Origin of the sequence: Luedemannella helvata, from assembly GCF_039528415.1 — a bacterium.
GTDB classification, from domain to species: Bacteria; Actinomycetota; Actinomycetes; order Mycobacteriales; family Micromonosporaceae; genus Luedemannella; species Luedemannella helvata.
Map to the genome: position 1 here is coordinate 62,970 of NZ_BAAALS010000015.1, position 20,920 is coordinate 83,889.

Annotated in this window: 18 protein-coding genes; 13 read left to right on the forward strand and 5 right to left on the reverse strand. The window is 72.8% G+C overall.

Translation table 11 applies throughout. The features are described 5' to 3' along the window. The first annotated feature begins 22 nt into the window (after nucleotides 1–22). On the forward strand, nucleotides 23–544 hold the full coding sequence (locus ABD191_RS16425; RefSeq protein WP_344082474.1) for a hypothetical protein: 522 nt from the start codon (nucleotides 23–25) through the stop codon (nucleotides 542–544). A gap of 136 nt (nucleotides 545–680) precedes the next feature. Beyond that, the gene (locus ABD191_RS16430) at nucleotides 681–1,496 is read left to right on the forward strand and encodes an SGNH/GDSL hydrolase family protein (RefSeq protein WP_344082476.1); all 816 of its coding nucleotides are present in this window, start codon (nucleotides 681–683) and stop codon (nucleotides 1,494–1,496) included. Between the two features lie 40 nt (nucleotides 1,497–1,536). Here ABD191_RS16430 and ABD191_RS16435 read toward each other — a convergent pair whose 3' ends face one another. Further along, entirely contained in the window at nucleotides 1,537–2,940 is a 1,404-nt protein-coding gene (locus tag ABD191_RS16435; protein ID WP_344082478.1) for a pectate lyase family protein, read from the reverse strand. 298 nt (nucleotides 2,941–3,238) lie between these two features. Between ABD191_RS16435 and ABD191_RS16440 the strand changes: the two genes are divergently transcribed. From ABD191_RS16440 to ABD191_RS16450, 3 genes are all read left to right on the forward strand, one after another. Beyond that, complete coding sequence (locus tag ABD191_RS16440; protein WP_344082480.1) at nucleotides 3,239–4,009, forward strand: ATP-binding protein; 771 nt, start codon at nucleotides 3,239–3,241, stop codon at nucleotides 4,007–4,009. An 89-nt stretch (nucleotides 4,010–4,098) separates the two neighbouring features. Continuing rightward, nucleotides 4,099–4,464 (forward strand): STAS domain-containing protein, encoded by a 366-nt coding sequence (locus ABD191_RS16445; RefSeq protein WP_344082482.1) that lies wholly within the window; start codon nucleotides 4,099–4,101, stop codon nucleotides 4,462–4,464. Nucleotides 4,465–4,559: 95 nt separating this feature from the next. Continuing rightward, on the forward strand, nucleotides 4,560–5,933 hold the full coding sequence (locus tag ABD191_RS16450; protein WP_344082484.1) for an SPFH domain-containing protein: 1,374 nt from the start codon (nucleotides 4,560–4,562) through the stop codon (nucleotides 5,931–5,933). On the opposite strand, the gene ABD191_RS16455 is transcribed toward ABD191_RS16450, so the two are convergent. Further along, the gene (locus ABD191_RS16455; protein WP_344082486.1) at nucleotides 5,922–7,352 is read right to left on the reverse strand and encodes a sensor histidine kinase; all 1,431 of its coding nucleotides are present in this window, start codon (nucleotides 7,350–7,352) and stop codon (nucleotides 5,922–5,924) included. The two genes, ABD191_RS16450 and ABD191_RS16455, sit on opposite strands and share 12 nt — an antisense overlap. Then, nucleotides 7,349–8,980: an NAD(P)/FAD-dependent oxidoreductase gene (locus ABD191_RS16460; RefSeq protein WP_344082488.1), complete on the reverse strand. Its 1,632-nt coding sequence runs from the start codon at nucleotides 8,978–8,980 to the stop codon at nucleotides 7,349–7,351. Before ABD191_RS16460 ends, ABD191_RS16455 begins: the two co-directional genes overlap by 4 nt. 227 nt (nucleotides 8,981–9,207) lie before the next feature. On the opposite strand from ABD191_RS16460, the gene ABD191_RS16465 reads away from it, so the two are divergent. Both ABD191_RS16465 and ABD191_RS16470 read left to right on the forward strand, forming a co-directional pair. Further along, a complete protein-coding gene (locus ABD191_RS16465) occupies nucleotides 9,208–10,188 on the forward strand; it encodes a zinc-dependent alcohol dehydrogenase (RefSeq protein ID WP_344082490.1) in 981 nt (326 codons plus the stop codon). Between the two features lie 118 nt (nucleotides 10,189–10,306). Then, complete coding sequence (locus ABD191_RS16470) at nucleotides 10,307–10,648, forward strand: hypothetical protein (RefSeq protein ID WP_344082492.1); 342 nt, start codon at nucleotides 10,307–10,309, stop codon at nucleotides 10,646–10,648. A 52-nt stretch (nucleotides 10,649–10,700) separates the two neighbouring features. Here the strand turns inward: ABD191_RS16470 and mmuM are convergent, their stop codons facing one another. Next, nucleotides 10,701–11,672, reverse strand: coding sequence for a homocysteine S-methyltransferase (mmuM, locus tag ABD191_RS16475; RefSeq protein WP_344082494.1), 972 nt, complete (start codon nucleotides 11,670–11,672; stop codon nucleotides 10,701–10,703). 91 nt (nucleotides 11,673–11,763) lie between these two features. Between mmuM and ABD191_RS16480 the strand changes: the two genes are divergently transcribed. From ABD191_RS16480 to ABD191_RS16490, 3 genes are read left to right on the forward strand one after another with little or no spacing between them, the layout of a single operon-like run. After that, a complete protein-coding gene (locus ABD191_RS16480; protein ID WP_344082496.1) occupies nucleotides 11,764–14,064 on the forward strand; it encodes an FdhF/YdeP family oxidoreductase in 2,301 nt (766 codons plus the stop codon). Continuing rightward, entirely contained in the window at nucleotides 14,057–14,881 is an 825-nt protein-coding gene (gene fdhD, locus ABD191_RS16485; RefSeq protein WP_344082498.1) for a formate dehydrogenase accessory sulfurtransferase FdhD, read from the forward strand. The genes ABD191_RS16480 and fdhD overlap by 8 nt, the downstream gene beginning before the upstream one ends. Nucleotides 14,882–14,926: 45 nt before the next feature. Next, a complete protein-coding gene (locus ABD191_RS16490) occupies nucleotides 14,927–15,820 on the forward strand; it encodes a carbohydrate kinase family protein (protein ID WP_344082500.1) in 894 nt (297 codons plus the stop codon). Here the strand turns inward: ABD191_RS16490 and ABD191_RS16495 are convergent. Then, nucleotides 15,783–16,808, reverse strand: coding sequence for a helix-turn-helix domain-containing protein (locus tag ABD191_RS16495; protein ID WP_344082502.1), 1,026 nt, complete (start codon nucleotides 16,806–16,808; stop codon nucleotides 15,783–15,785). The two genes, ABD191_RS16490 and ABD191_RS16495, sit on opposite strands and share 38 nt — an antisense overlap. Before the next feature lie 70 nt (nucleotides 16,809–16,878). On the opposite strand from ABD191_RS16495, the gene ABD191_RS16500 reads away from it, so the two are divergent. From ABD191_RS16500 to ABD191_RS16510, 3 genes are all read left to right on the forward strand, one after another. Beyond that, nucleotides 16,879–17,358, forward strand: a complete 480-nt coding sequence (locus tag ABD191_RS16500; RefSeq protein ID WP_344082504.1) for a rhodanese-like domain-containing protein — start codon at nucleotides 16,879–16,881, stop codon at nucleotides 17,356–17,358. Nucleotides 17,359–17,643: 285 nt separating this feature from the next. Further along, nucleotides 17,644–19,152, forward strand: coding sequence for a cellulose binding domain-containing protein (locus tag ABD191_RS16505; RefSeq protein ID WP_344082506.1), 1,509 nt, complete (start codon nucleotides 17,644–17,646; stop codon nucleotides 19,150–19,152). Between the two features lie 195 nt (nucleotides 19,153–19,347). After that, nucleotides 19,348–20,871, forward strand: a complete 1,524-nt coding sequence (locus ABD191_RS16510) for an amino acid permease (RefSeq protein ID WP_344082508.1) — start codon at nucleotides 19,348–19,350, stop codon at nucleotides 20,869–20,871. The last annotated feature ends 49 nt before the right edge of the window (nucleotides 20,872–20,920 follow it).

Below are 20,920 nucleotides of genomic sequence, written 5' to 3' on the forward strand. Positions count from 1 at the left end.
CATCAACGCCTCATTCGCAGGCGTGACGCTCATTCTCGTGGTCATCAGCGTGCTATTCACCGCGCGCCAGACGCGCGAGCTGGCCAAGCAGACACGGATCAGCAACTCGGTCGGCATCGCGACCGTCGTCCTGGGGTTCAACCAGTTGACCCAGGGCTCCTACGATCTCATTCTGCGGCGGCCGGAACTGCGGCCCTACTTTTTCGACAACCGGCCGTGCCGCGAGAACGACCCCAACCGTGCCGAGGTCCTACTGCTCGCCGAGGTCTTCGGCGACGTTCTCGAGTACGAGCTGAGCGCGGTCGACATCATGCCCGAGGTGCCCATGTTCACCCAGTGGCACAACTGGCCGCGCAACATGGTGCGGTACAGCCCCGTGCTGCGCGAGCTGATCGACAGGTTCCCGGACTACTGGCCCACACTGCGCATCCTGCTCATGCAGATCCGCGAGGAGGAGCTGGCCGGCACGGTCACCATGCCCGTCAAGCCGGCGCCCGGCCGGTACGCGCACCCGCTGCGCGCCGCCCTCACCCGTCCGCGCTGAGCGCTCCACCGCACGGGTGACAGCGCTGACCGCCCTTCCGGGTGGCCCGGTTGACGGCCCAGCCGGCGCCGGACTGTGATGAAGGCCTGCGACCGGCGCCCTCCCGCGCCGGTGGTGTCGGGGGAGGCGGTCGGCGGTGACGCGGCGGATGGTGGCGGTGTTCGCGATCCTGGGCTGCGTCACGGCCACGGGGTGCGCCAGCGGCTCGGCCGCCCGGTGGGCGGGGAGCGTGCCGGCAGCGGGCGCACCGCCGGCCGTGCGGGTCATGCCGCTGGGGGACTCCATCACCGGGTCGCCGGGCTGCTGGCGGGCGTACCTGTGGGACAAGCTGCGCCGCGCCGGCTTCGCCGACGGCGACACCCCGCTCGTGGGTGGCGTGACGACGGCCGCCGGCGGGCCGGCGAAGGTCGCCATCGACTTCGTGGGTACGCGCGGCGGGCAGGTGTGCCCGACCGGCTATCCGCAGGGGTACCCGGCGCACGACGGCGACAACGAGGGCCACGGCGGGTTCACGGCGGCCGAGGCGGCGACCGGCCGCGAGCTGCCGGCCTGGCTCGCCCGCACCCGTCCGCACGTCGTGCTCATGCACCTGGGCACGAACGACGTCCGGCAGGGCCGGACGACCGCGCAGGTACTGCGGTCGTACACCGCGCTGGTGGCCCTCCTGCGGGCCAGCGATCCCGGCATGGTGGTGCTGGTGGCCCAGCTCATCCCGATGGCGCCGGCCGACTGCCCGGCGTGCGGGCGGCGGGTGGTCGAGCTCAACCGCGCCATCCCCGGCTGGGCCGCGGCCGCCTCGACGGCCGCCTCACCGGTGCTCGTCGTGGACCAGTGGACGGGGTTCGACCCGGCCAGGGACACCGTCGACGGGGTGCACCCGGCGTGGCCGGGCAACGAGAAGATCGCGGCCCGCTGGTTCACGGCGCTGTCGCGCGTACTCGATAAGGGGTGAGGGCCGGCGTCGACGCGGACACCGGCCCTCACCGCGCTGCCTAGAGGGGCAGCTTGCCGGCGCCGGCCTGCGCCGAGACCACCCCCGGCACGCTGGCCGTCGGGTCGAGGCCGGTCCGCAGGGTCGGCGTCCAGCCGGCGTCCGTGGCGAGCTGGACGGTGTGCGTGGCGTTGTACGCGTCGAGCAGGTTCACCGCGCTGATCTTGCCGGTGCCCACGCGGGTGAGCGTGCCCTTCTCGGTCATCCTCGTGCCGCCCCAGTCGTAGACGAGGGCGTCGAGTGGGATGTCGGCGCTGCGCAGGACGAAGTTGTTCTCGGCGTGGATGGCGGACTGCGCGCCGACGCCGAACGCGTAGACGAAGCTGTCCTCGTCGGTCTGGTAGTAGTAGTTGTTGTAGACGTCCACCTGGCCGAAGCGCACCCGGGGGACCCGTTGGCCGAGGTTGGCGAAGCGGTTGTGGTGCAGGGTGACGCGCAGCCGGCCCAGGTCGGCGCCGGGGTTGGTCGCCGGGTCGCCCGGGGTGTTCGTCGAACCGATCAGCATGGTCTTGTCGTGCTCGAAGTAGTTGTTGTACGACACCGTGACGAAGTCCGAGCCGCGGATGATGTCCGAGGCCCCGTCGTGCACCTGGTACGGGCGGCCGAAGTAGATCGGCTGTGTCGCGTCCTGGTTGGCGCCGTCCGTGAACGTGTTGTGGTCGAGCCAGACATTCGTCGCCCGCGACAGGGTCACGCTGTCGTACAGCGAGTTCCAGTTGCCGGTGGCGCCGTCGGTGGGCGTCCACGCCGGGAAGCAGTCGTGGGCGTCCTCGAAGTACACGTTGCGGACGATGATGTTCGACACGGAGACGCTGGAGCTGCCCAGCAGCAGGTTGCCGCCGAGGATCTTCGCGCCCTTGAGGCCGATGATGGTCGTGTTGGACCCCACGTTGATCATTACGCGGGCGCGCTGGTTGGCGGCCGAGCGGACCCGGGCCTCCTCCAGCGGGCCGGTCGGGGTGACCATGCCCCAGGTCGCCGGGTCGTACGCCGTCAGGTAGTCCTGCAGCGTGTACGCCGGGTCGTAGTAGTCCTCGCACGTCAACGGGTTGCCGTTGTCGTCCGTGTTGACGTCGATCCGGCCCTTGATGAAAATGATCTTCGGCGTGGCGTTGCGCAGGTTGGCCGCGTTGTCGCCGCCGAGGGCGGCGATCAGCCCGGCCCGGGTGCTCACGGTGAACACATGGGCGTCGTCGGCGGCCGAACCGCCGGTCGTGCCCGAGCCGCTGGCGGCCCAGCCGTCGTTCGCGGCCAGCACCTGCCGGCCCAGCGCGAGGGCGGCCGGGTCGGGGGCCGCGGCGGTGCGGGCGGAGTCTGTCGCGGCCATGGCCGGCACGGTGACGGCGGCCACCGCGGCCACGGCCGCCGCGCAGGTGGAGAGGACAGCCACTGTCCGTACGCGCATGCGTAGCTCCTGTTCGATATGGACGAGACGGGCCGGCGCGCGGAAAGCGCATTCCCGTTAGCCGACCGTCGCACCCGTGCCGGTGCCAGTCAATGCGCGGCAGTTGCAGGTTTGTTGCAGAGATCAACTCGCGCCGCCGGGCCCGGACGGCCCGTTCCCGATCGCCAGGTGACCAGGTGACGTGCTGGTTTAGGTCCGGGACGACCGGGCACACATATCCTGTGCGGGGCCCGAGGTTGGTCGGCCGGGGGCCGATCACACATGTCACACTAAGCTCGGGGCGGCGAAGGGGTGTGTGTTGAGCAGTCTGCGGTACGGCGGTAACGACGGCGATGGCGACTCGATCGTGACCGCCGCAACCGGCGAACCGGGCGACCTTCGCGCCGAGGTGCTGCAGACGGAGCCCGTCACGGTGCTGCGGATGTCCGGGCGGCTGCGCCGCGGCGACGGTCCCCGGGCCAGTCGCTGGATCGTCGACGCCCTCGCCGACAGCCCCGACGGCCTCGTCGTCGACCTCGGCGACCTGGTCGCCGACCCGGGCGCCGGTGAGTCCCTGCACCCGGTGGCCACCCAGGCCAAGGCGTGGCCCGGCCGGATCGTGGCCATGTGCCGGCGGCCCGACAGCCTGCGCCCCCCCCAGGTCCCGATCTTCCCGACGGTCGAGGCGGCCATCGAGCACGTGCGCGCCGCGACCCCGGCGCCCCGACGCTGGCAGGAGCTGGAGCGCTCGCCCGCCGCGTCGGCCGACGCCCGCCGCATGGTCACCCAGGCCTGCGCCGAGTGGCGCCTCGACGGCGTGCTGCCGGCCGCCCAACTCGTCGTCACCGAGCTCGTCAACAACGCCGTGCTGCATGCCAGCGGACGCTTCCTCGTGGTCGCGACGCTGACCGACCATGGCCTGCACGTGTCCGTGCGCGACTCGAGCCGGCAACTGCCGCGCATGCGTCGCGTCGAGGACGTGGGGCCGGACGGCGGCCAGGGCCTGACCCTGGTGAACGCGTTCGCGACCGAGTGGGGCGCCACCCCGCTCGCCGAGGGCAAGGTCGTCTGGGCCGACCTGCGGGAGTGAGCCCGACGCGGCACTATGGTGATGCGGATCAGCGAGTTTTGTGACGTGGCCACGCGCGGTGGCGCACGGTGAGCGGACGGGCGGTAGGCATGTCTCTGACGATCGGTGTCGACGAGCGCGACAACGTCGCGGTGGTGTCGGTGGACGGCGAGCTGGACCTAGCCACGGCCCCCGAGCTGGCCGCCGCGATCGACGGGCAGGTCGCCGAGGGACGGGTGTACGTCGTGCTCGACCTCACCGCGCTCTCCTTCTGCGACTCCGCCGGGCTGCGCGTGTTCGTCCGCTACCGGCGCCAGCTGGAGGAGGCCGGCGGCCGGTTCGTCGTCGCCGCGCCCAGCCCGATGGTGCGCCGCGTGCTGGAGATCAGCGGCCTGGCCGAGATGTTCGGCAGCTACGCGACGGTCGACGAGGCCGTCGAGGCGGTGTCGTCCGGCCCGCTGCCCGCGGAGAGCTGACCCCCGGCACGCCCTTGACATCGCCCGGCAGACTCGGCGCCGGCCGTCCATAGCGGACGGTGACAACCCGAGTCGGTGCCCGGGAGGACCCGTCGATGTCCGAGCAGAGCAACGCCTATCTCGATCAGGTCGTGGCGCGCCAGGAGGCGCTGGAGCAGGATCTGCGCGTCAAGCGGTCGGCGCCCGCGCCCGCCGCCGCCATGGCTCCCCAGCGCGCCCGCGTGCTCGGCTTCGCCCAGCAGGCGGCGCCGCCACCCACGCCCTCCTCCGGCGCGGTCGGCGTGCGCGTCACCGGGGTCGGCCCGTGGAAGACCGTGCTGGTGCCGCCGAACGCGTTCGTCGTGCACACCCGCCGGGGCCACGCCGAGCCGCTGCACATGGGCCTGGGCGTGTCGTTCCGCTACCGGCCGCGCACGGACTCGTTCATGGTCGTGCCCGGCGCCATGCAGACCATCGTCATCAGCGCCCGCTGCATCTGCGAGGAGCTGCAGGGCGTGCTCGTCCAGGCGTACGTGCAGTGGATCATCGAGGACATCGGGACGGCGTACCGGAAGCTGGACTTCAGCGACACCGAGGACCCGATGCGCCTGATCAACCTGCAGCTGAAGGAGCAGGCCGAGGCGGCGATCAAGGACAAGGTCGCCACCATGGGTGTGCGCGAGGTGCTCAGCGACAAGCAGCCCATCATCGAGGAGCTGACCGCCCGGCTGCGCGACGTCGCGGAGGGGTCCGGGGACGCCAACCGGGGCCTCGGCCTGCGCATCGTCACCGTGCAGATCAAGGAGGCCGTGGTCAGCTCGTCGCGGCTGTGGGAGAACCTCCAGGGCCCCTACCGGGCCGACCAGCGTCGCGTCGCCCGCCTCGCCGAGCTGGCCGCCGACGCCTCCGTCACGGAGCGGGAGCTGGCCGCCGAGCGCACCCGCACCAGCCAGCGGCTGGAGAACGACCGCCAGGTCGCCGAGTTGCAGGCGCGGCACGAGGCGGCCCGCTTCGACCGGGAGGCCGAGGAGAAGGTACGCCGCGCCGAGCGCGACCGCGTCGACGAGCAGCTGCTCGCCGACCTCGCGCACGAGGGCGCCCAGCACGCCCTGCGGTTGTCGCGCGAGCGCCACGACGCCGAGCAGGAGTTCGCCCGCGAGCGGGCCGGGGCGGCCGCCCGGTTGGCGGGCCTGGAGCTCGACGCCGAGCTGGCCCGCACCCGCGCCCGGGCCGAGGCCGGACACCAGGGCGCGCTGCTGGAGCTGGAGCGTGCCCGCGTCCAGGCCGAGATCGACAACGGGCAGTCGCCGGCCAGCGTGCAGGCCAAGCTCATCGACGCGCTGCCCGACATCGTGGCGCGCCTGCCCAAGCCCGACGAGCTGCGCTCGGTCACCATCGGCGGCGCCGACCAGACGACCGTCGCGGGCCTGGTCACCGAACTGGCCGCCGTGGTGGGCGCGCTCCGTTCGGTGGCCTCCTCAGGTTCCTGATTCGGTCGTCCCGGTCATCGGCAGCCGCACCACGAAGTGGGTGTCGCCGGGGTGCGAGGTCACGGTGATGTCGCCGCCGTGCCGGTTCACCACGATCCGGTACGAGATGTCGAGTCCCAGGCCCGTGCCCTGGCCCACCGGCTTCGTGGTGAAGAACGGCTCGAAGATGCGCCGGCGCACCTCCTCGGACATGCCCGGCCCGCTGTCGCCGATGTCGACCAGCACGCTCGTGTCCGTGTGCGAGGTGCGCACCGTCAGCGTTCCGCGCCCCTCCATCGCCTGCGCGGCGTTGTCGATGATGTTCGTCCACACCTGGTTGAGCTCCGCCGGGTACGCCGGCACGCGCGGCAGGTCCGGATCCAGCTCCTTGACGATCGTGATGCCGTCGCCCAGCTTGTGGCGCATGACAGCCAGGGTGCTCTTGAGGCCCTCGTGCACGTCCGTCCACTGGTGGGCGGCGCGGTCCATCTGCGAGTACTGCTTGGCGGCGCCGACGAGCGCGGAGATGCGCGCGCTCGCGTCCTCCACCTCGCTCATCAGCATCTCGGTCTCCAGCGTGTACCCCAGCCAGCGGATCGACTGCTCCAGCAGGGACGGGTCGACCTTGTCGGCGATCTCGTCGAGGCAGTCGACGTCCATGCCGGCGGCCGTGAGGACCGGGGCAAGGTCCCACCCGTCGCGCACGGCATGCTCGGCGAGCCAGTCGGCCAGCTCGTCCTCGCGGTCGGCGGCCTGCATCGGGGTCAGCTCGACGGCGTTCTTCAGCCGTGCGATCACGACCTCCTGCAGCTCCACGAGATTGCGCAGCTGGGTGCGGTCGATGCTGCCGTCGGCCAGCATGGCGAGCTTGTGACGCATGTGCGCCAGCCGCTCGCGCAGCGCCGACGTGGCCCGCGCGGTCGCCGCGGCCGGGTTGTTCAGCTCGTGCATCAGCCCGGCCGACAGCGAACCGAGCGCCACCAGCCGTTCCCGCTGCGAGATCAGCGCGTCCGTGGTGCGCATGCCGTGGTAGAGGCCCTCCAGCAGGTGCACCGCCATGGGGAACCACTCGCGCAGCGCCGGCCCGAACTCGGCGGCCGGCAGGACGAGGAAGCGGCAGTCCGTGACGGCCCGGATCGACGACGGGTACACGGACACGGCCCCCGCGTCGGAGATCCACGCCTGGGTGGCGCCCGCGTAGACGCCGCGCTGGCTCGTGCGGCTGATCTCGACCTCGTCGCCGCGCACCTGGCGCGACATGGCCAGCTCCCCGTCGAGCAGCACGATGAAGGACTCGGCCGGCTGGCCCTCCGCGACCGCGTGCGTACCAGCCGGGAAGGACTCCACCCGGCCGTGCCGGGCCAGCCACTCCAGCTGGTCGTCGTCGAGCGACTCGAACAGGAACAGGCCGCGCAGCTCCTCGGGCGTGATGGCCGTCATGTCGTCTCCAGATAGCGGTGGACCAGGCTGACCGCCATGGCGCCCTCGCCGACCGCGGACGCCACGCGCTTGACCGAGCCGGCGCGCACGTCGCCCGCGGCGAACACGCCGGGCACGCTGGTCTCCAGGTGGTACGGGTCGCGGGGCAGCGTCCAGCCCGGTGGCCGGTGGCCCTCGACCAGCAGGTCGGCGCCCGTGCACACGAAACCCTGCTCGTCGCGGCGCACCTGCGGGCACAGCCAGCCGGTGGGCGGCTGCGCGCCGATGAAGACGAACAGGTGCCCCGCCTTCAGCGTCTCGCACGTGCCGTCCGCGTCACGGACCGAGATCGCCTCCAGCCGCTGGTCGCCGTGCGCCCCCGTGACCACCGTGCCCGTGCGGGCGTACACGTTGGGCAGGGCCGCCAGCTGCTCGATGAGGTAGTGCGACATGGAGCGGGCCAGCGAGTCGCCGCGCACCAGCAGCGTCACCCGCGCCGCGTGCCGGGAGAAGAACACCGCCGCCTGCCCGGCCGAGTTCGCCCCGCCGACGATGTAGACGTCCTCGCCCGCGCAGGCGGGCGCCTCCGTGGCGGCCGAGCCGTAGTACACGCCGCGGCCGGTCAGCTCCGCCACGCCGGGCGCGTCCAGCGGACGGTACGACACGCCCGTGGCCAGCAGGACGGTGTGCGCGGCCACCTCGCTGCCGTCGGCGAACCGGATCGCCCGCGCCGAGCCGCGCACCTGCAAATCGGTCACGTCCCGGGCGGACAGGATCTCCGCGCCGAACTTCGCCGCCTGCCGCCGGGCCCGGTCGGTGAGCTGGTCGCCGGACACCCCGTCGGGGAAGCCCAGGTAGTTCTCGATGCGCGAGCTCTGGCCGGCCTGCCCGCCCACGGCTAGCCGCTCGACGAGGACGGTCCGCAGGCCCTCCGAGGCGCCGTAGACGGCCGCGCCCAGCCCGGCCGGGCCGCCACCGATGATCAACAGGTCGTAGAAGTCGGCGGCCGGCGCCGTGGCCAGGCCCACGGCCCCGGCGACCTGCGCGGTGGTCGGCGCCGCGAGCGGCGTGCCGTCCGGCGTGACCACCAGGGGCACCGCGTCCTCGCCCATGCCGGCCGCGTCGAGCAGCCGCCGGCCTTCCGGGTCGTCCGCCCCGTACCAGCGGTAGGGCACCTGGTTGCGGGCCAGGAAGTCGCGCATCGCGTACGACGGCGCGCTCCACCGGTGGCCCACCACCTTGACCTCGGTCACCTCCGGCTCGCCCGCCGCCTGCCACGCCTCCACGAGCGCATCGACGACCGGGTACAGCTTCTCCTCGGGCGGTTCCCACGGCTTGAGCAGGTAATAGTCGACGTCGACCACGTTGATCGCGGCGATCGCCGCGTCCGTGTCCGAGTACGCGGTGAGCAGCGCCCGGCGCGCCCGCGGGAACAGGTCCATGGCCTGTTCGAGGAAGTCGACGCCGCTCATCCGGGGCATCCGGTAGTCGGCCAGGATGGCGGCGACCCGCCCGCCGCGCAGCTTCAGCTCCCGCAGCGCGTCCAGCGCGTCCGGCCCGGACGCGGCGCGCACCACCTGGTACTCCTCGCCGTAGCGGCGGCGCAGGTCGCGCGCGATCGCCCGGGACACCGCCGGATCGTCATCCACCGTCAACAGGACAGGCCTGCCCAAGGTTCGCCTCCCGTGCGCTCGTCGCCCGAACCAGTGTCCTCCCACCCTGCCGATCCGGCCATCGCGGGCCCGGCACGTGCGAAAACTCGCGGCCGAGCGGCCGTCGGCCGGATCGTTTCTCAGTTATCGTGTCGGCCAGTCAGCGGCGTGGCGCTGGCAGCCGGCGGGAGCCGGCGTTCGGCGTGGAGAGGTGGACGGCGACGGTGAGAGTGGCGCGACTGCACGGTCCGGGCGACATCCGGATCGGTGATGAGGCGGTGCCGTCGGCCGGTGCGGGCGAGAGCCTCGTGCGGGTCGAGGCTGTCGGCCTCTGCGGTTCCGACCTGCACTGGTACGACGAGGGCGGGATCGGCGACGCGCAGCTCAGCCGCCCCCTGGTGATCGGCCACGAGTTCGCCGGCGTCGTCGTGGGCGGCCCGTTCGACGGGCAGCTCGTCGCCGTGGACCCGGCCGTGCCCTGCGGGTCGTGCCCGAGCTGCCGGCGCGGGTACTACAACCTCTGCCCGGCCGTCGACTTCGCCGGGCACGGCACGAGCGACGGCGGGCTGCGCGAGTTCCTGGCCTGGCCGAACGCGCACCTGCACCCGCTGCCCGCCGGGATGTCGGCCGCGGACGGTGCCATGCTGGAGCCCCTGGGCGTGGCCCTGCACGCCGTCGACCTCGGCCACGTGCACCTCGGCTCGACGGTCGCCGTGGTGGGCTGCGGCCCGATCGGTCTCCTGCTGGTGCAGCTGGCCCGCCGTGCCGGCGCGACCCGCGTGTACGCCGTCGACCCGCTGCCGCACCGGCAGGCCGCCGCCGAGGCCTTCGGCGCCCACCCGCTGCCGCCCGACGGCGTCCTCGGGCCGATCGGCCTCGCCGACGTCGTGTTCGAGGTCGGCGGCACGGACGAGGCCCTGCACACCAGCCTGTTGGCGGCCCGGCCCGGGGCCCGGGTGGTGCTGGTCGGCATCCCCAGCACCGACCGGACGAGCTTCACGGCGGCCCTGGCCCGGCGTAAGGGCCTGTCCCTGATCATGGCCCGCCGGATGAACGAGGTGTACTCCCGCGCGATCGCCCTGGTGGCCGCGGGCGACGTGGACGTGCGTTCCGTCGTGACCGACCGGTTCCCGCTCAGCCGCGCCGATGAGGCGCTCGCCACGGCGGCTCGGCGCGGCGGCCTCAAGGTGATCGTGGAACCCTGATCTCTGTCGGTTCCCCGAATGCCACCGTGGCGCGCGGCGCCTACGATGGCGGCCACGCCGATCGCCACACCGCGCGAACGGCGCTTGGACGGGGGAGCGGATGTCGGAGAATCTAGCGATGGAGAACGTCGTAACAGGGGCGGTACCCGAACCGGTGACCCAGTGGCGCCGGGGCCGGGTCGTGCTCGGCGCCGCGCTCGGCGTGGCCGGACACGCCATCGCGCTGGTCGGTGCACTCATCGCCGGCCGGTCGACGGACGCCGGGGACGGCTTCGACGACCTGGCCGCCGTCGCGGTGACCTTCTTCGGCGTGCAGGCCCTCTTCCTGATCACGGTCGTGGTCGCGGGCATCGTGCTGGTGGTCCGCCACCGCCGCGACGTGGCCGCCGGCCTGCTCGGCGGCTGGGCGCTCGGCGCGGCCTTCTGCGCGCTGGTCATCTCGGGCGTCATCCCGGTGTGACGCCGGGTTCCCCGGTGACGCGGGCGTCGCCGGGCGGATCACCGGCGGCGGGCTAGGCTCCGCCCAGCGCGGCGTGGATGGCGCGCAGGTGGCCCGCGGTCACGCGGCAGCAGCCGCCGATGAGCCGGGCGCCCGCGTCGACCCACTCCTGGACGCGCGTCGGGTCGAGCGACACCTCACCGGTCCAGTCCCGGCGCACCGCGTCCCAGCGTTCCCCGCTGTTCGGGTATGCCACCCCGGGCAGCCCTGTGACGGCTGTGGCCACCGCGACGGCGGTGGCCACATCGGCGGGCGCGCAACAGTTGACGCCGACCGCGACGATCTCCTTCACCCCCACGGCCACGCCGAACGCCTCGTCGAGCGGCTGCCCCGCGCGGGTGCGCGGGCCGCCGACCGTGTAGGACAGCCAGGCCGGCGTGCCGAGACCGGCGAGCGCCCGCATCAGCGCCTCGCCCTCGATCGTGTCCGGCACGGTCTCGCAGGCGAGCACGTCGGCGCCGGCGTTCGCGAGCACGGCCAGCCGGGGTGCGTGGAAGTCGACCAGTTGGTCGACGCTCAGCCCGTAGGCGCCCCGGTATTCCGAACCGTCCGCCAGCATCGCCCCGTAGGGCCCCACGGACGCGGCGATCCACACCGGACCGGGGATGCCCTCGTCGTAGGCGCGCTCGCGGGCCTCGTCGGCCAGGGCGACGCTGCGGCGCAGCAGCGCCTCCGTGCCGGCGGCGTCGATGCCGCGCCGGGCGAAGCCGGCCCGGGTCGCCTGGTAGCTCGCGGTCGTGATGACGCGCGCGCCGGCCCGCAGGAACTCCAGGTGCGCCTCGACGATGGCGCCCGGGTCGTCGACGAGCACGCGCGCGGACCAGAGGTAGTCGGTCAGGTCGCTGCCCGTGGCCGTCAGCTGGGACGCCAGGCCGCCGTCGAGGAGCACCGCGCCGTGCTGCAGGGTCCGGGCCAGGTCGCCGCCGGCCGCGGCCCACGGCCCGCCCGCGGCCACCAGTTCAACGGTCTCCGCGGTCTCGGTCACGTATGAACCATATCGTCCTGAAGGCGTCAGTGAACAGGTCTCACACCCGGTCGCGGAAACCGCCGATTGACCGGCGTGTTCTCCTTATCGCATGGCTACCAGGGCACCACGGGAGGACAACGGCGGGCGCGACCACGAGGTCCGCCCACCCTCGGTGGGCGAGCCCAAGGCCGTGGCGGCCGGCGTGGCCGGGGTGGCGGCGGGCCTGTCGGCCGGTCTTTCCCAGATGGGGGTACGCCGCGGCGCCCGCGCGCTGCTGCGCGTCAACCAGGTGGGCGGCTTCGACTGCCCGGGCTGCGCCTGGCCGGAACCCGCCGGGGCCGGGCGCGCGCACGCGGAGTTCTGCGAGAACGGCGCCAAGGCGGTCGCCGAGGAGGCCACCCTGCGCCGGGTCACCCGCGGGTTCTTCGCGGCGCACCCGATCAGCGAGCTGGCGCGGCGCACGGACCACTGGCTGGGCCAGCAGGGCCGGCTCACCGAACCGATGATCCGCCGCGCGGGCGCCGACCACTACGAGCCGATCGACTGGGACGCGGCGGTCGCGCTGGTCGCGGACGCGCTGCGCGGGCTGGCCTCGCCCGACGAGGCGGTGTTCTACACCTCCGGGCGCACCTCCAACGAGGCGGCGTTCTGCTGGCAACTGCTCGCCCGGGCGTACGGGACGAACAATCTCCCGGATTGCAGCAATATGTGCCATGAGTCCTCCGGGGTCGCGCTCACGGAGACGATCGGCATCGGCAAGGGCAGCGTCACCCTGGACGACATCCACGCCGCGAAGCTCATCGTGGTCGTGGGCCAGAATCCGGGCACGAACCACCCGCGCATGCTCACCGCGCTGGAGCGGGCCAAGCGCGCCGGCGCCACGATCGTCGCCATCAACCCGCTGCCGGAGGCCGGGCTCATCCGGTTCAAGAACCCTCAGAAGGCCAGCGGCCTCCTCGGGGCGGGCACCCCGCTGGCCGACCACTTCCTCCAGATCAAGGTCGGCGGCGACCTGGCGCTGTTCGCCGCCGTCGGGGCGCTGCTGGTCGGGTGGGACGCGGTCGATCACGCCTTTGTCGACGCGTACACCGTGGGTTTTGACAGCTACCGCGACGCGGCCCGCAGCCCCGACTGGGCGGCGACCAGCGCGGCGACCGGGCTGACCCGCGAACAGATCGAGACGCTCGCCCGGCTGCTCGCCGACTCGCCCGCGACGATCGTCTGCTGGGCCATGGGGCTCACCCAGCAGCGCGACGCGGTCGCGACCATCCGGGAGATCGTCAACGTGCAACTGCTGCGCGGCATGATCGGCCGGCCCGGCGCGGGCCTGTGCCCGGTGCGCGGGCACTCCAACGTGCAGGGCGACCGCACCATGGGCATCGTCGAGCGGCCACCCGCCTGGGCGGGCGCGATGGGGGAGTTCTTCGGCTTCACGGTGCCGGGCGCGCACGGCTACGACACCGTCAACGCGATCCGGGCCATGCGCGACGGCCGGGTGCGGGCGTTCCTGGCGCTGGGCGGCAACTTCGCGGCGGCCACGCCGGACACCGCCGTCACCGAGGCGGCCCTGCGCTCGGTCGACCTGACCGTGCACGTGTCCACGAAGCTCAACCGCTCGCACGTCGTGCCGGGGCGGGTGTCGCTGATCCTGCCGTGCCTGGGCCGCACCGAGGCTGACGGGGACCAGTTCGTCACCGTGGAGGACTCCATGTCGGCCGTGCACGCGTCGCGCGGCCACCTGCCACCCGCGTCGCCGCACCTGCGCTCGGAGATGGCGATCGTCGCGGGGCTCGGGCGCGCGCTGCTCGGGGACGCATCCGCCCCGACACCGGAGCGGCCCGCGCTGCCCTGGGCGGACTTCGCGGCGGACTACGCGGTCGTGCGGCGGGCCATCGCGGAGGTCGTGCCGGGCTTCGAGGACTTCGAGGCGCGGGTGGCCGGGGACGGGTTCACGCTGCCGCACCCGCCGCGCGACGCCCGGCGTTTCCCGACCCCGTCCGGCCGGGCGGTGTTCACCGTGAACCGGCCGACCGCGCTCGCCGTGCCGCCGGGGCGGCTGCTGCTGCAGACCGTGCGCAGCCACGACCAGTACAACACCACGATCTACGGGCTGGACGACCGGTACCGGGGCATCCGTGGCGGGCGGCGGGTCGTGTTCGTCTCGCCGGCCGACCTCGACGCGCTCGCCATCCCGGACGGATCCCTTGTGGACGTCGTGTCCGAGTGGGCCGACGGCGTCGAGCGGCGGGCACCCCGGTTCCGGGTCGTGGCCTACCCGACGGCGCCCGGCTGCGCGGCCGCCTACTTCCCGGAGGCCAACGTGCTCGTGCCGCTGGACTCCACGGCCGACGGCTCGAACACGCCCACCTCCAAGCAGATCGTCGTACGGCTGGAGCCCGTCGATGGCTAGGGCGAGCGCCCGCCGGCCCATCGTGCGGTTCGACGTCGGCGGCGCCGCGTCCCGGCGGCCGGACACCGTCGCGGCCGAGGAGCCGCTGGAGATCAGGGTCGGGCGCCGCCCGATCGCGGTCACCATGCGTACCCCGGGCGACGACCTCGACCTGGCCATCGGCTTCCTGCTCACCGAGGGCGTCATCGGGGCCGCGTCCGACGTGCGCACGGCCCAGCTGTGCGCGGGCGACAACGCGCCGAACACGTACAACGTGGTGGACGTGCGGCTGGCCGACGGCGTCGCGCCGCCGTCCGTGGACCCCACCCGCAACTTCTACACGACCAGTTCGTGCGGCGTCTGCGGCAAGGCCAGCATCGACGCGGTCCGCACCCGGTCGCGGTACCCGGTCGCCGCCGACCCGGTGCGGCTGCCGGCGGCCGTCGTGGCGTCCCTGCCCGCGCGGCTGCGGTCCGCCCAGCCCGGCTTCGACCGCACGGGCGGCCTGCACGCCGCCGGCCTGTTCACGGCGGCCGGCGAGCTGGTCTGCGTACGGGAGGACATCGGCCGGCACAACGCGGTCGACAAGGTGATCGGCTGGGCCGTGCGGGCCTCGCGGCTCCCGCTGACCGGGCACGTCCTCGTGGTCAGCGGCCGGGCCAGCTTCGAACTGACCCAGAAGGCGTCCATGGCCGGCATCCCGGCGCTGGTCGCGGTGTCGGCGCCGAGCACTCTCGCCGTGGACCTGGCGACGGAGGTGGGGCTCACCCTGGTCGCCTTCGCCCGCGGCGCGACCATGAACGTGTACGCGGGAAGCGAGCGCATCGCCGAGCGCTGAACCGTGTTGGCCAGCGAACGTCGTCGATCAGGCATGATGCCGCGCGTGACGCGAGATGTGGTGGTTATCGGGGGTACGGGCGTCGACACGATCGTGCGGGTGCCGTCGCTGCCCGTACCGTTCGCGGACTCGGTGATGACACCGGGGATCCGCGACTGGGCGGGGCACACCGGGTACGGGGTGGCGCTGGGGTGCCAGTCGCTCGGCCTGGCCACCACGCTGGTGGACTTCATCGGCGAGGATCCGCAGGGCGACCTGGTGCGGGCCGAGTGCCGGCGCCGAAATGTGGACCTGCGGTTCCAGGTCTCGCCGCTGGGGACGCGGCGGGCCGTGAACCTCGTCGACGAGCAGGGCCGGCGGATGTCGCTCTACGACGCCCGGGACTCGCCCGACCTGCGCCTGCCGCGCGAGTTCTACCTGCCGTACGTGCGCGCCGCCCGGCACGTGCACCTGTCCATCATGGACTTCGCCCGGCACCTGTTCGACGACCTGCTCGACCTCGGCGTCCCGACGTCGACGGACCTGCACGACTGGGACGGGCACGACCCGTACCACTGGGAGTTCGCCCGGCAGGCGGACGTGGTGACCTTGAGCCTCGCGAGGATCTCCGATCGCTTCCGCGAGGTGATGGGGCGCATCGTCGCGGAGGGCCGGGCCCAGGTCGTGATCGCCACGGCGGGCGCGGAGGGGTGCTACGTGCTGGCCCGCGGTCAGGACGGCGTGCGGCACGTGCCCGCCGCGACCCCGCCCCGGCCGGTCGTCGACAGCAACGGCGCCGGCGACGCGTTCGTGTCCGGGTTCCTCTACGGCCGGCTCGCGGGGTGGCCGCTGGAGCAGTGCGTCCGCGCCGGCACGGTGGCGGGCGCCCACGCCTGCGGCGCGGAGGGTACGCACGCCGACGTCATCGACGCGGCGGGGCTGCTGGCGGCGGTGGCGTGAGGTCCGCGTCGCGGAACGCGCGCCGGTAGGCCGACGGCGACGTGCGCATCGCGCGCGTGAAGTGGTGGCGAAACGTCACCGCCGTCTCGAAGCCGACCCGCCTCGCGACGTCCTCGACGGGCGTCGCGCCCGCTTCCAGCAGCGGCAGGCTGGCCTGCACGCGTTGGGCGATCAGCCAGCGGATCGGGCTCGTGCCGGTGCGCCGCGCGAAGTGGCGCAGGTAGGACCGGGTCGACATGTGGGCCCGGGCCGCCATCGCGGCGACGCTGAGCGGCTCGTCGAGGCGCTCCAGCGCCCACGTCATGCTGGCGCCGACCGGGTCGGCGCCGTCCGTGTCCGGTACGGGCGCCTGGATGAACTGTGCCTGCCCCCCGTCGCGGTGCGGCGGGACGACCAGCCGCCGGGCCACCGCGTTGGCCACGCTGGGGCCGAAGTCGCGCCGCACCAGGTGCAGGCACAGGTCCAGGCCGGCCGCGCTGCCGGCGCTGGTGAGCACGTCGCCCTCGTCGAGGTAGAGCACGTCCGGGTGCACGGTCACGGCGGGGAACCGCTCGCGCAGCAGGCCCGCGTACCGCCAGTGGGTCGCCGCCCCGCGCCCGTCGAGCAGGCCCGCCGCCGCGAGCGCGAACGCCCCCGAGCAGATGGACACGATCCGCGACCCGTTGCGGTGCGCCGTCCGCAGGGCCGTCACCAGCTCGGCGTCAACCTCCCCGTGTACGTCCGGAACGCCCGGCACGATCAGGGTGTCCGCGTTGGCGAAGGTCGCCAGCCCGTGGGCGGGCGCCATCGTCGCCCCGCCGACCATGCGCACCGCGCCGGGCTTCGCGGCGCAGATCACGTACTCGTACCAGGGGACGTCGAGTTCCGGGCGGGCCAGGCCGAACACCTCGGAGACGATGCCGACCTCGAACCCGGTCATGCCCTCGTACGCCAGGACCGCGATCGTCGGGCCGCGCCGCCGGGGCGGAGGGAGGCTGCGGGTCGGCATGGCGGAATCTTAGCGGACAGGGTCTATCGCGCCACTGTGCCGTTGCCGGCCGGGCCGCGAGGCTGACGGCATGACAACGGAAACGGCGGTTGCGTCGCGCGTACTCAGCACTGGTTTCGCCACCGCGGAGGCGGCGGTGGCCCACTTCGCCCGGCGGCTCACGCTGGAGGCGGACGTCAGTGACGTCCAGGCGGACCTGGCCGCGGGAGTCGAGGGCCTGGTGGTGGTCGACAGCCGGGCGGCCGTGGCGTGGGAGCAGGGGCACCTGCCGGGGGCGCTGCACCTGCCCACGGCGGAGATCGCGGCGCGGGCGGGGGAGCTGATCCCGCGCACGTCGGCGGTCGTGGCCTACTGCTGGGGCCCGGGGTGCAACGGCGCCACCCGCGCGGCGCTGGCCTTCGCCACGTTGGGTTACCGGGTGAAGGAGATGATCGGCGGCTACGAGTACTGGGTCCGGGAGGGCTTCCCGGTGGTCACCGCCCTGGGCGAGGTGACCGCCCCGGTCGACCCGCTGACCGCGCCGGTCGCCGGAGCAACCTGCGCCTGCTGATCAGAACTTCATCCTAGGATGTTGTAGCGGCTGTGACGACCCTCCGGTCGGTGGCGCCGCACGCGGTGGCCGCCGACCGGAACTTGCGGGCACGCCGACACCTTTCCTGCCCGTCCCCGGTGACGGGTTTCGATGACGTGATTTGCGTACCTCGCCGTATTCGAAGCGGGCGTCTGGCCGGGTGGCGGAGGGTGGTCGCGCTGGTTCGCGGCCACCGGGCCGCTCCATTGACAGGCGGTGATCCCAGGGAAAACATGGGTCGACCTCAATCCCGAAGGAATCGCCATGGATATGACCCTGCGCGCGGACGCGGCGGACGGAGGCGGGGCGCCCCTGCCGCGATCGTGGAAGCGGCTGGTCGCCGTCGCGGCCGTGCTCGTCCTCGCCGCCGTGGCCATCATCGTCGCCGTCGTCGGGCCGAAGAACACCGCGAGCGCCCTCACGTCGACGGAGACCCCGACGCCGGTCACCGGCAACGCGACCTATTTCGACGCGCTCGGGTCGCCGTACGGCGGGTGCGGGCTGCCGCAGTCCGAGCTGGACACGCAGGACTTCGTGGCGCTCAACGTGTACGACACCCCGGGCGACTACTCGTTCTACCCCCGCCCGCTGACCGGGCCGGACCTCAACAAGCTCGGCATGTGGAACAACGGGCACAACTGCGGGCGCTGGGTGAAGGTCACCATCGGCGACTTCTGCACCGGCGTGAACGACGGCGCGCCCGGGCAGGCGTTCTGCCGCAACGGGTCCTGGGTCGCCGACGAGTTCAACGGCGCCACCCTCAACATGATCGTCGCGGACAGCTGCGGCGACTCGAACGCGTGGTGCCGCGACGACCCGTACCACCTGGACTTCTCGAAGCCGTCCCTGACCCGGTTCACCAAGGACGGCGCCGCGATGACCGGCCTGCCGAACAAGTTCAACAACCGTCGCATCTCCTGGCAGTTCGTCGACCCGCCGAGCTACAGCGGCGACATCACCATCGGCTTCATGCAGGGCGCGCAGGTGTGGTGGCCCGCCATCACGGTCTCCCACCTGGCCAACGGCATCCACGGGGTGGAGTACCTCGCCAACGGCGCCTGGCAGGCCGCGCAGATGAACGGCGACATGGGCCAGTCGTTCATCATCGGCGCCACGGCGTCGGGCGGGTCCCAGTTCCAGATCCGCGTCCGCGACCGCACCGACCAGCTCATCAACGGCGGGCGGGTGTACTCGTTCGGCCTGCCGTCGTCGTGCGGGTCGCGGTGCAGCGCGGCCTACACGCGGGTCACGTACACCACGTCGGGCGGCTCCACCACCTCGGCCCCGGCCACCACCACGCCGGCCACCTCGGCACCCGTCACGTCGGCGCCCGTGACGTCAGCGCCCGTCACCTCGGCGCCCGTCACGACGCGTGCGGTCACGTCCGCGCCGGTGACGAGCGGCCCGGTCAGCTCCGCTCCGGTGACCACGCGCGCGGTGACGTCCGCTCCGGCGACGACCGCCGGTCCGCCGGCGGCGTGCACGGCCGCCTACGCGGTCACCGGCCAGTGGACGGGCGGGTTCCAGGGTGAGGTGACCGTGACGGCCGGCGCGGCGGCCATCAGCGGGTGGACGGTGACGTGGACGTTCGCCAACGGCCAGACCGTCAGCCAGGTGTGGGGCGGCACGCTCACGTCGAGCGGCTCCGCGGTGACCGTGCGGAACGTGGGCTGGAACGGCGCCCTGGCCGCCGGGGCGAGGACGACCTTCGGATTCCTGGGTGCCTGGAACGGCGCGAACGCCGTACCCACGGTGGCCTGCACAAGCCCGTAACAGCGACGTTCGGGTGACGGGCCCGGCACGGCGACCGCCGCGCCGGGCCCTTTCATGTCTCCAGCTCAATGGTCTGTTTCTGAGCCGAATCAGCCCGTCCGTTCATTGACATGGTCCGCTGCGCGGGCGAATCATTTTTCCAACGCTCGACAGCACTGTCTCCCTTATCCGGCTCAGCAAGCCCAGGAGATACCCATGAGTGCACCCGACGCTGATGTCCAACTCCTCGCCCGGCTCGGCTACAAGCAGGAACTGCGACGCACGTTCTCCGGCTTCTCCAACTTCGCGGTCTCGTTCTCCATCATCTCCGTCCTGGCCGGCTGCCTGACGTCGTACCTCATCGCCATGGCCAACGGCGGGCCCGCCGCCATCACGCTCGGCTGGCTGCTCGTGGGCGGCTTCGTCACGCTGGTGGCGCTGTCCATGGCCGAGATCTGCTCGGTCTACCCGACGGCCGGCGGCCTGTACTGGTGGGCGTACGCCCTCGCCAAGCGCAACAAGGCCGCGTGGGCGTGGTTCGTGGGCTGGTTCAACTTCCTCGGCCAGGTCGCCGTGACGGCCGCCATCGACTTCGGCGCGGCGCTGACCACGTCGGCGTTCCTGAGCCTGGTGTTCGGGCTCGAGGTGACCAAGCTCAGCACGTTCGTCGTGTTCCTCGTGATCATCGCGCTGCACGGGCTGCTCAACACGTTCGGCGTGAACCTGGTGAAGGTGCTCTCCGACGTCAGCGCCTGGTGGCACATCGCCGGCGTCGCCGTCATCGTCGCGGTGTTGGCCATCGTGCCCGACCAGCACTACAGCCTGCGCGACGTGTTCCTGCAGACGACGAACGCCACCGGTATCTCCGGCACCGGCGGGGCCATCTACGCGTTCCTCATCGGCCTGCTCATGGCGCAGTACACCTTCACCGGGTACGACGCGAGCGCCCACGTGTCCGAGGAGACCCACGACGCCCAGGTCGCCGCGCCGAAGGGCATCGTGAACTCCGTCCTGGTGTCGCTGGTCGCCGGCTTCTTCCTGCTGTTCGCGGTGACCTGGGCGATCCGGGACTACGAGGGCCAGATGGGCTCGGCGACCGGCTTCCCGCCCGCGCAGATCTTCGTCGACGCGGCCGGCTCCGGGCTGGGCAGGTTCCTGCTGTTCATCTGCGTGGTCGCCCAGTTCTTCTGCGGCATGGCGTCGGTCACCGGCAATTCGAGAATGGCGTACGCGTTCAGCCGCGACGGCGCGCTGCCCGGCTCGCGCCTGTGGAAGCAGGTCAACCCGCGCACCGGCACGCCCACGAACTCGATCTGGCTGTGCGTGGCCTGCTCGATCGTGCTCGTGCTGCCGTCGCTGTGGAACACCACCGCGTACCTCGCGGCCACCGCGATCTCCGTCATCGGCCTCTACATCGCGTACGTGCTGCCGGTGTTCCTGCGGCTGCGCAACCCGGACTTCCAGCAGGGCCCGTGGAACCTGGGCCGGTGGAGCGCGGCGGTCGGCTGGACGGCGATCGGCTGGGTGGCCTTCATCTGCGTCCTGTTCGTGCTGCCCGCCGCCTACCCGATCACGGCGACGAACTTCAACTACACGGTCGTCGCGGTGGCCGTGGTCGTCGGCGGCGCGGCGCTGTGGTGGTTCCTCGGCGCCCGCAGGTGGTTCACCGGCCCGCGCCAGAACATCGACGAGCCGTCGACGGAGGCCGAGCTGGCCGCCGAGGCGGACGCCGCCCCCTGACGGCCGCGTGTAGGTTCCTGTCGCGGCGGGTCACCCGCCGCGACAGGAA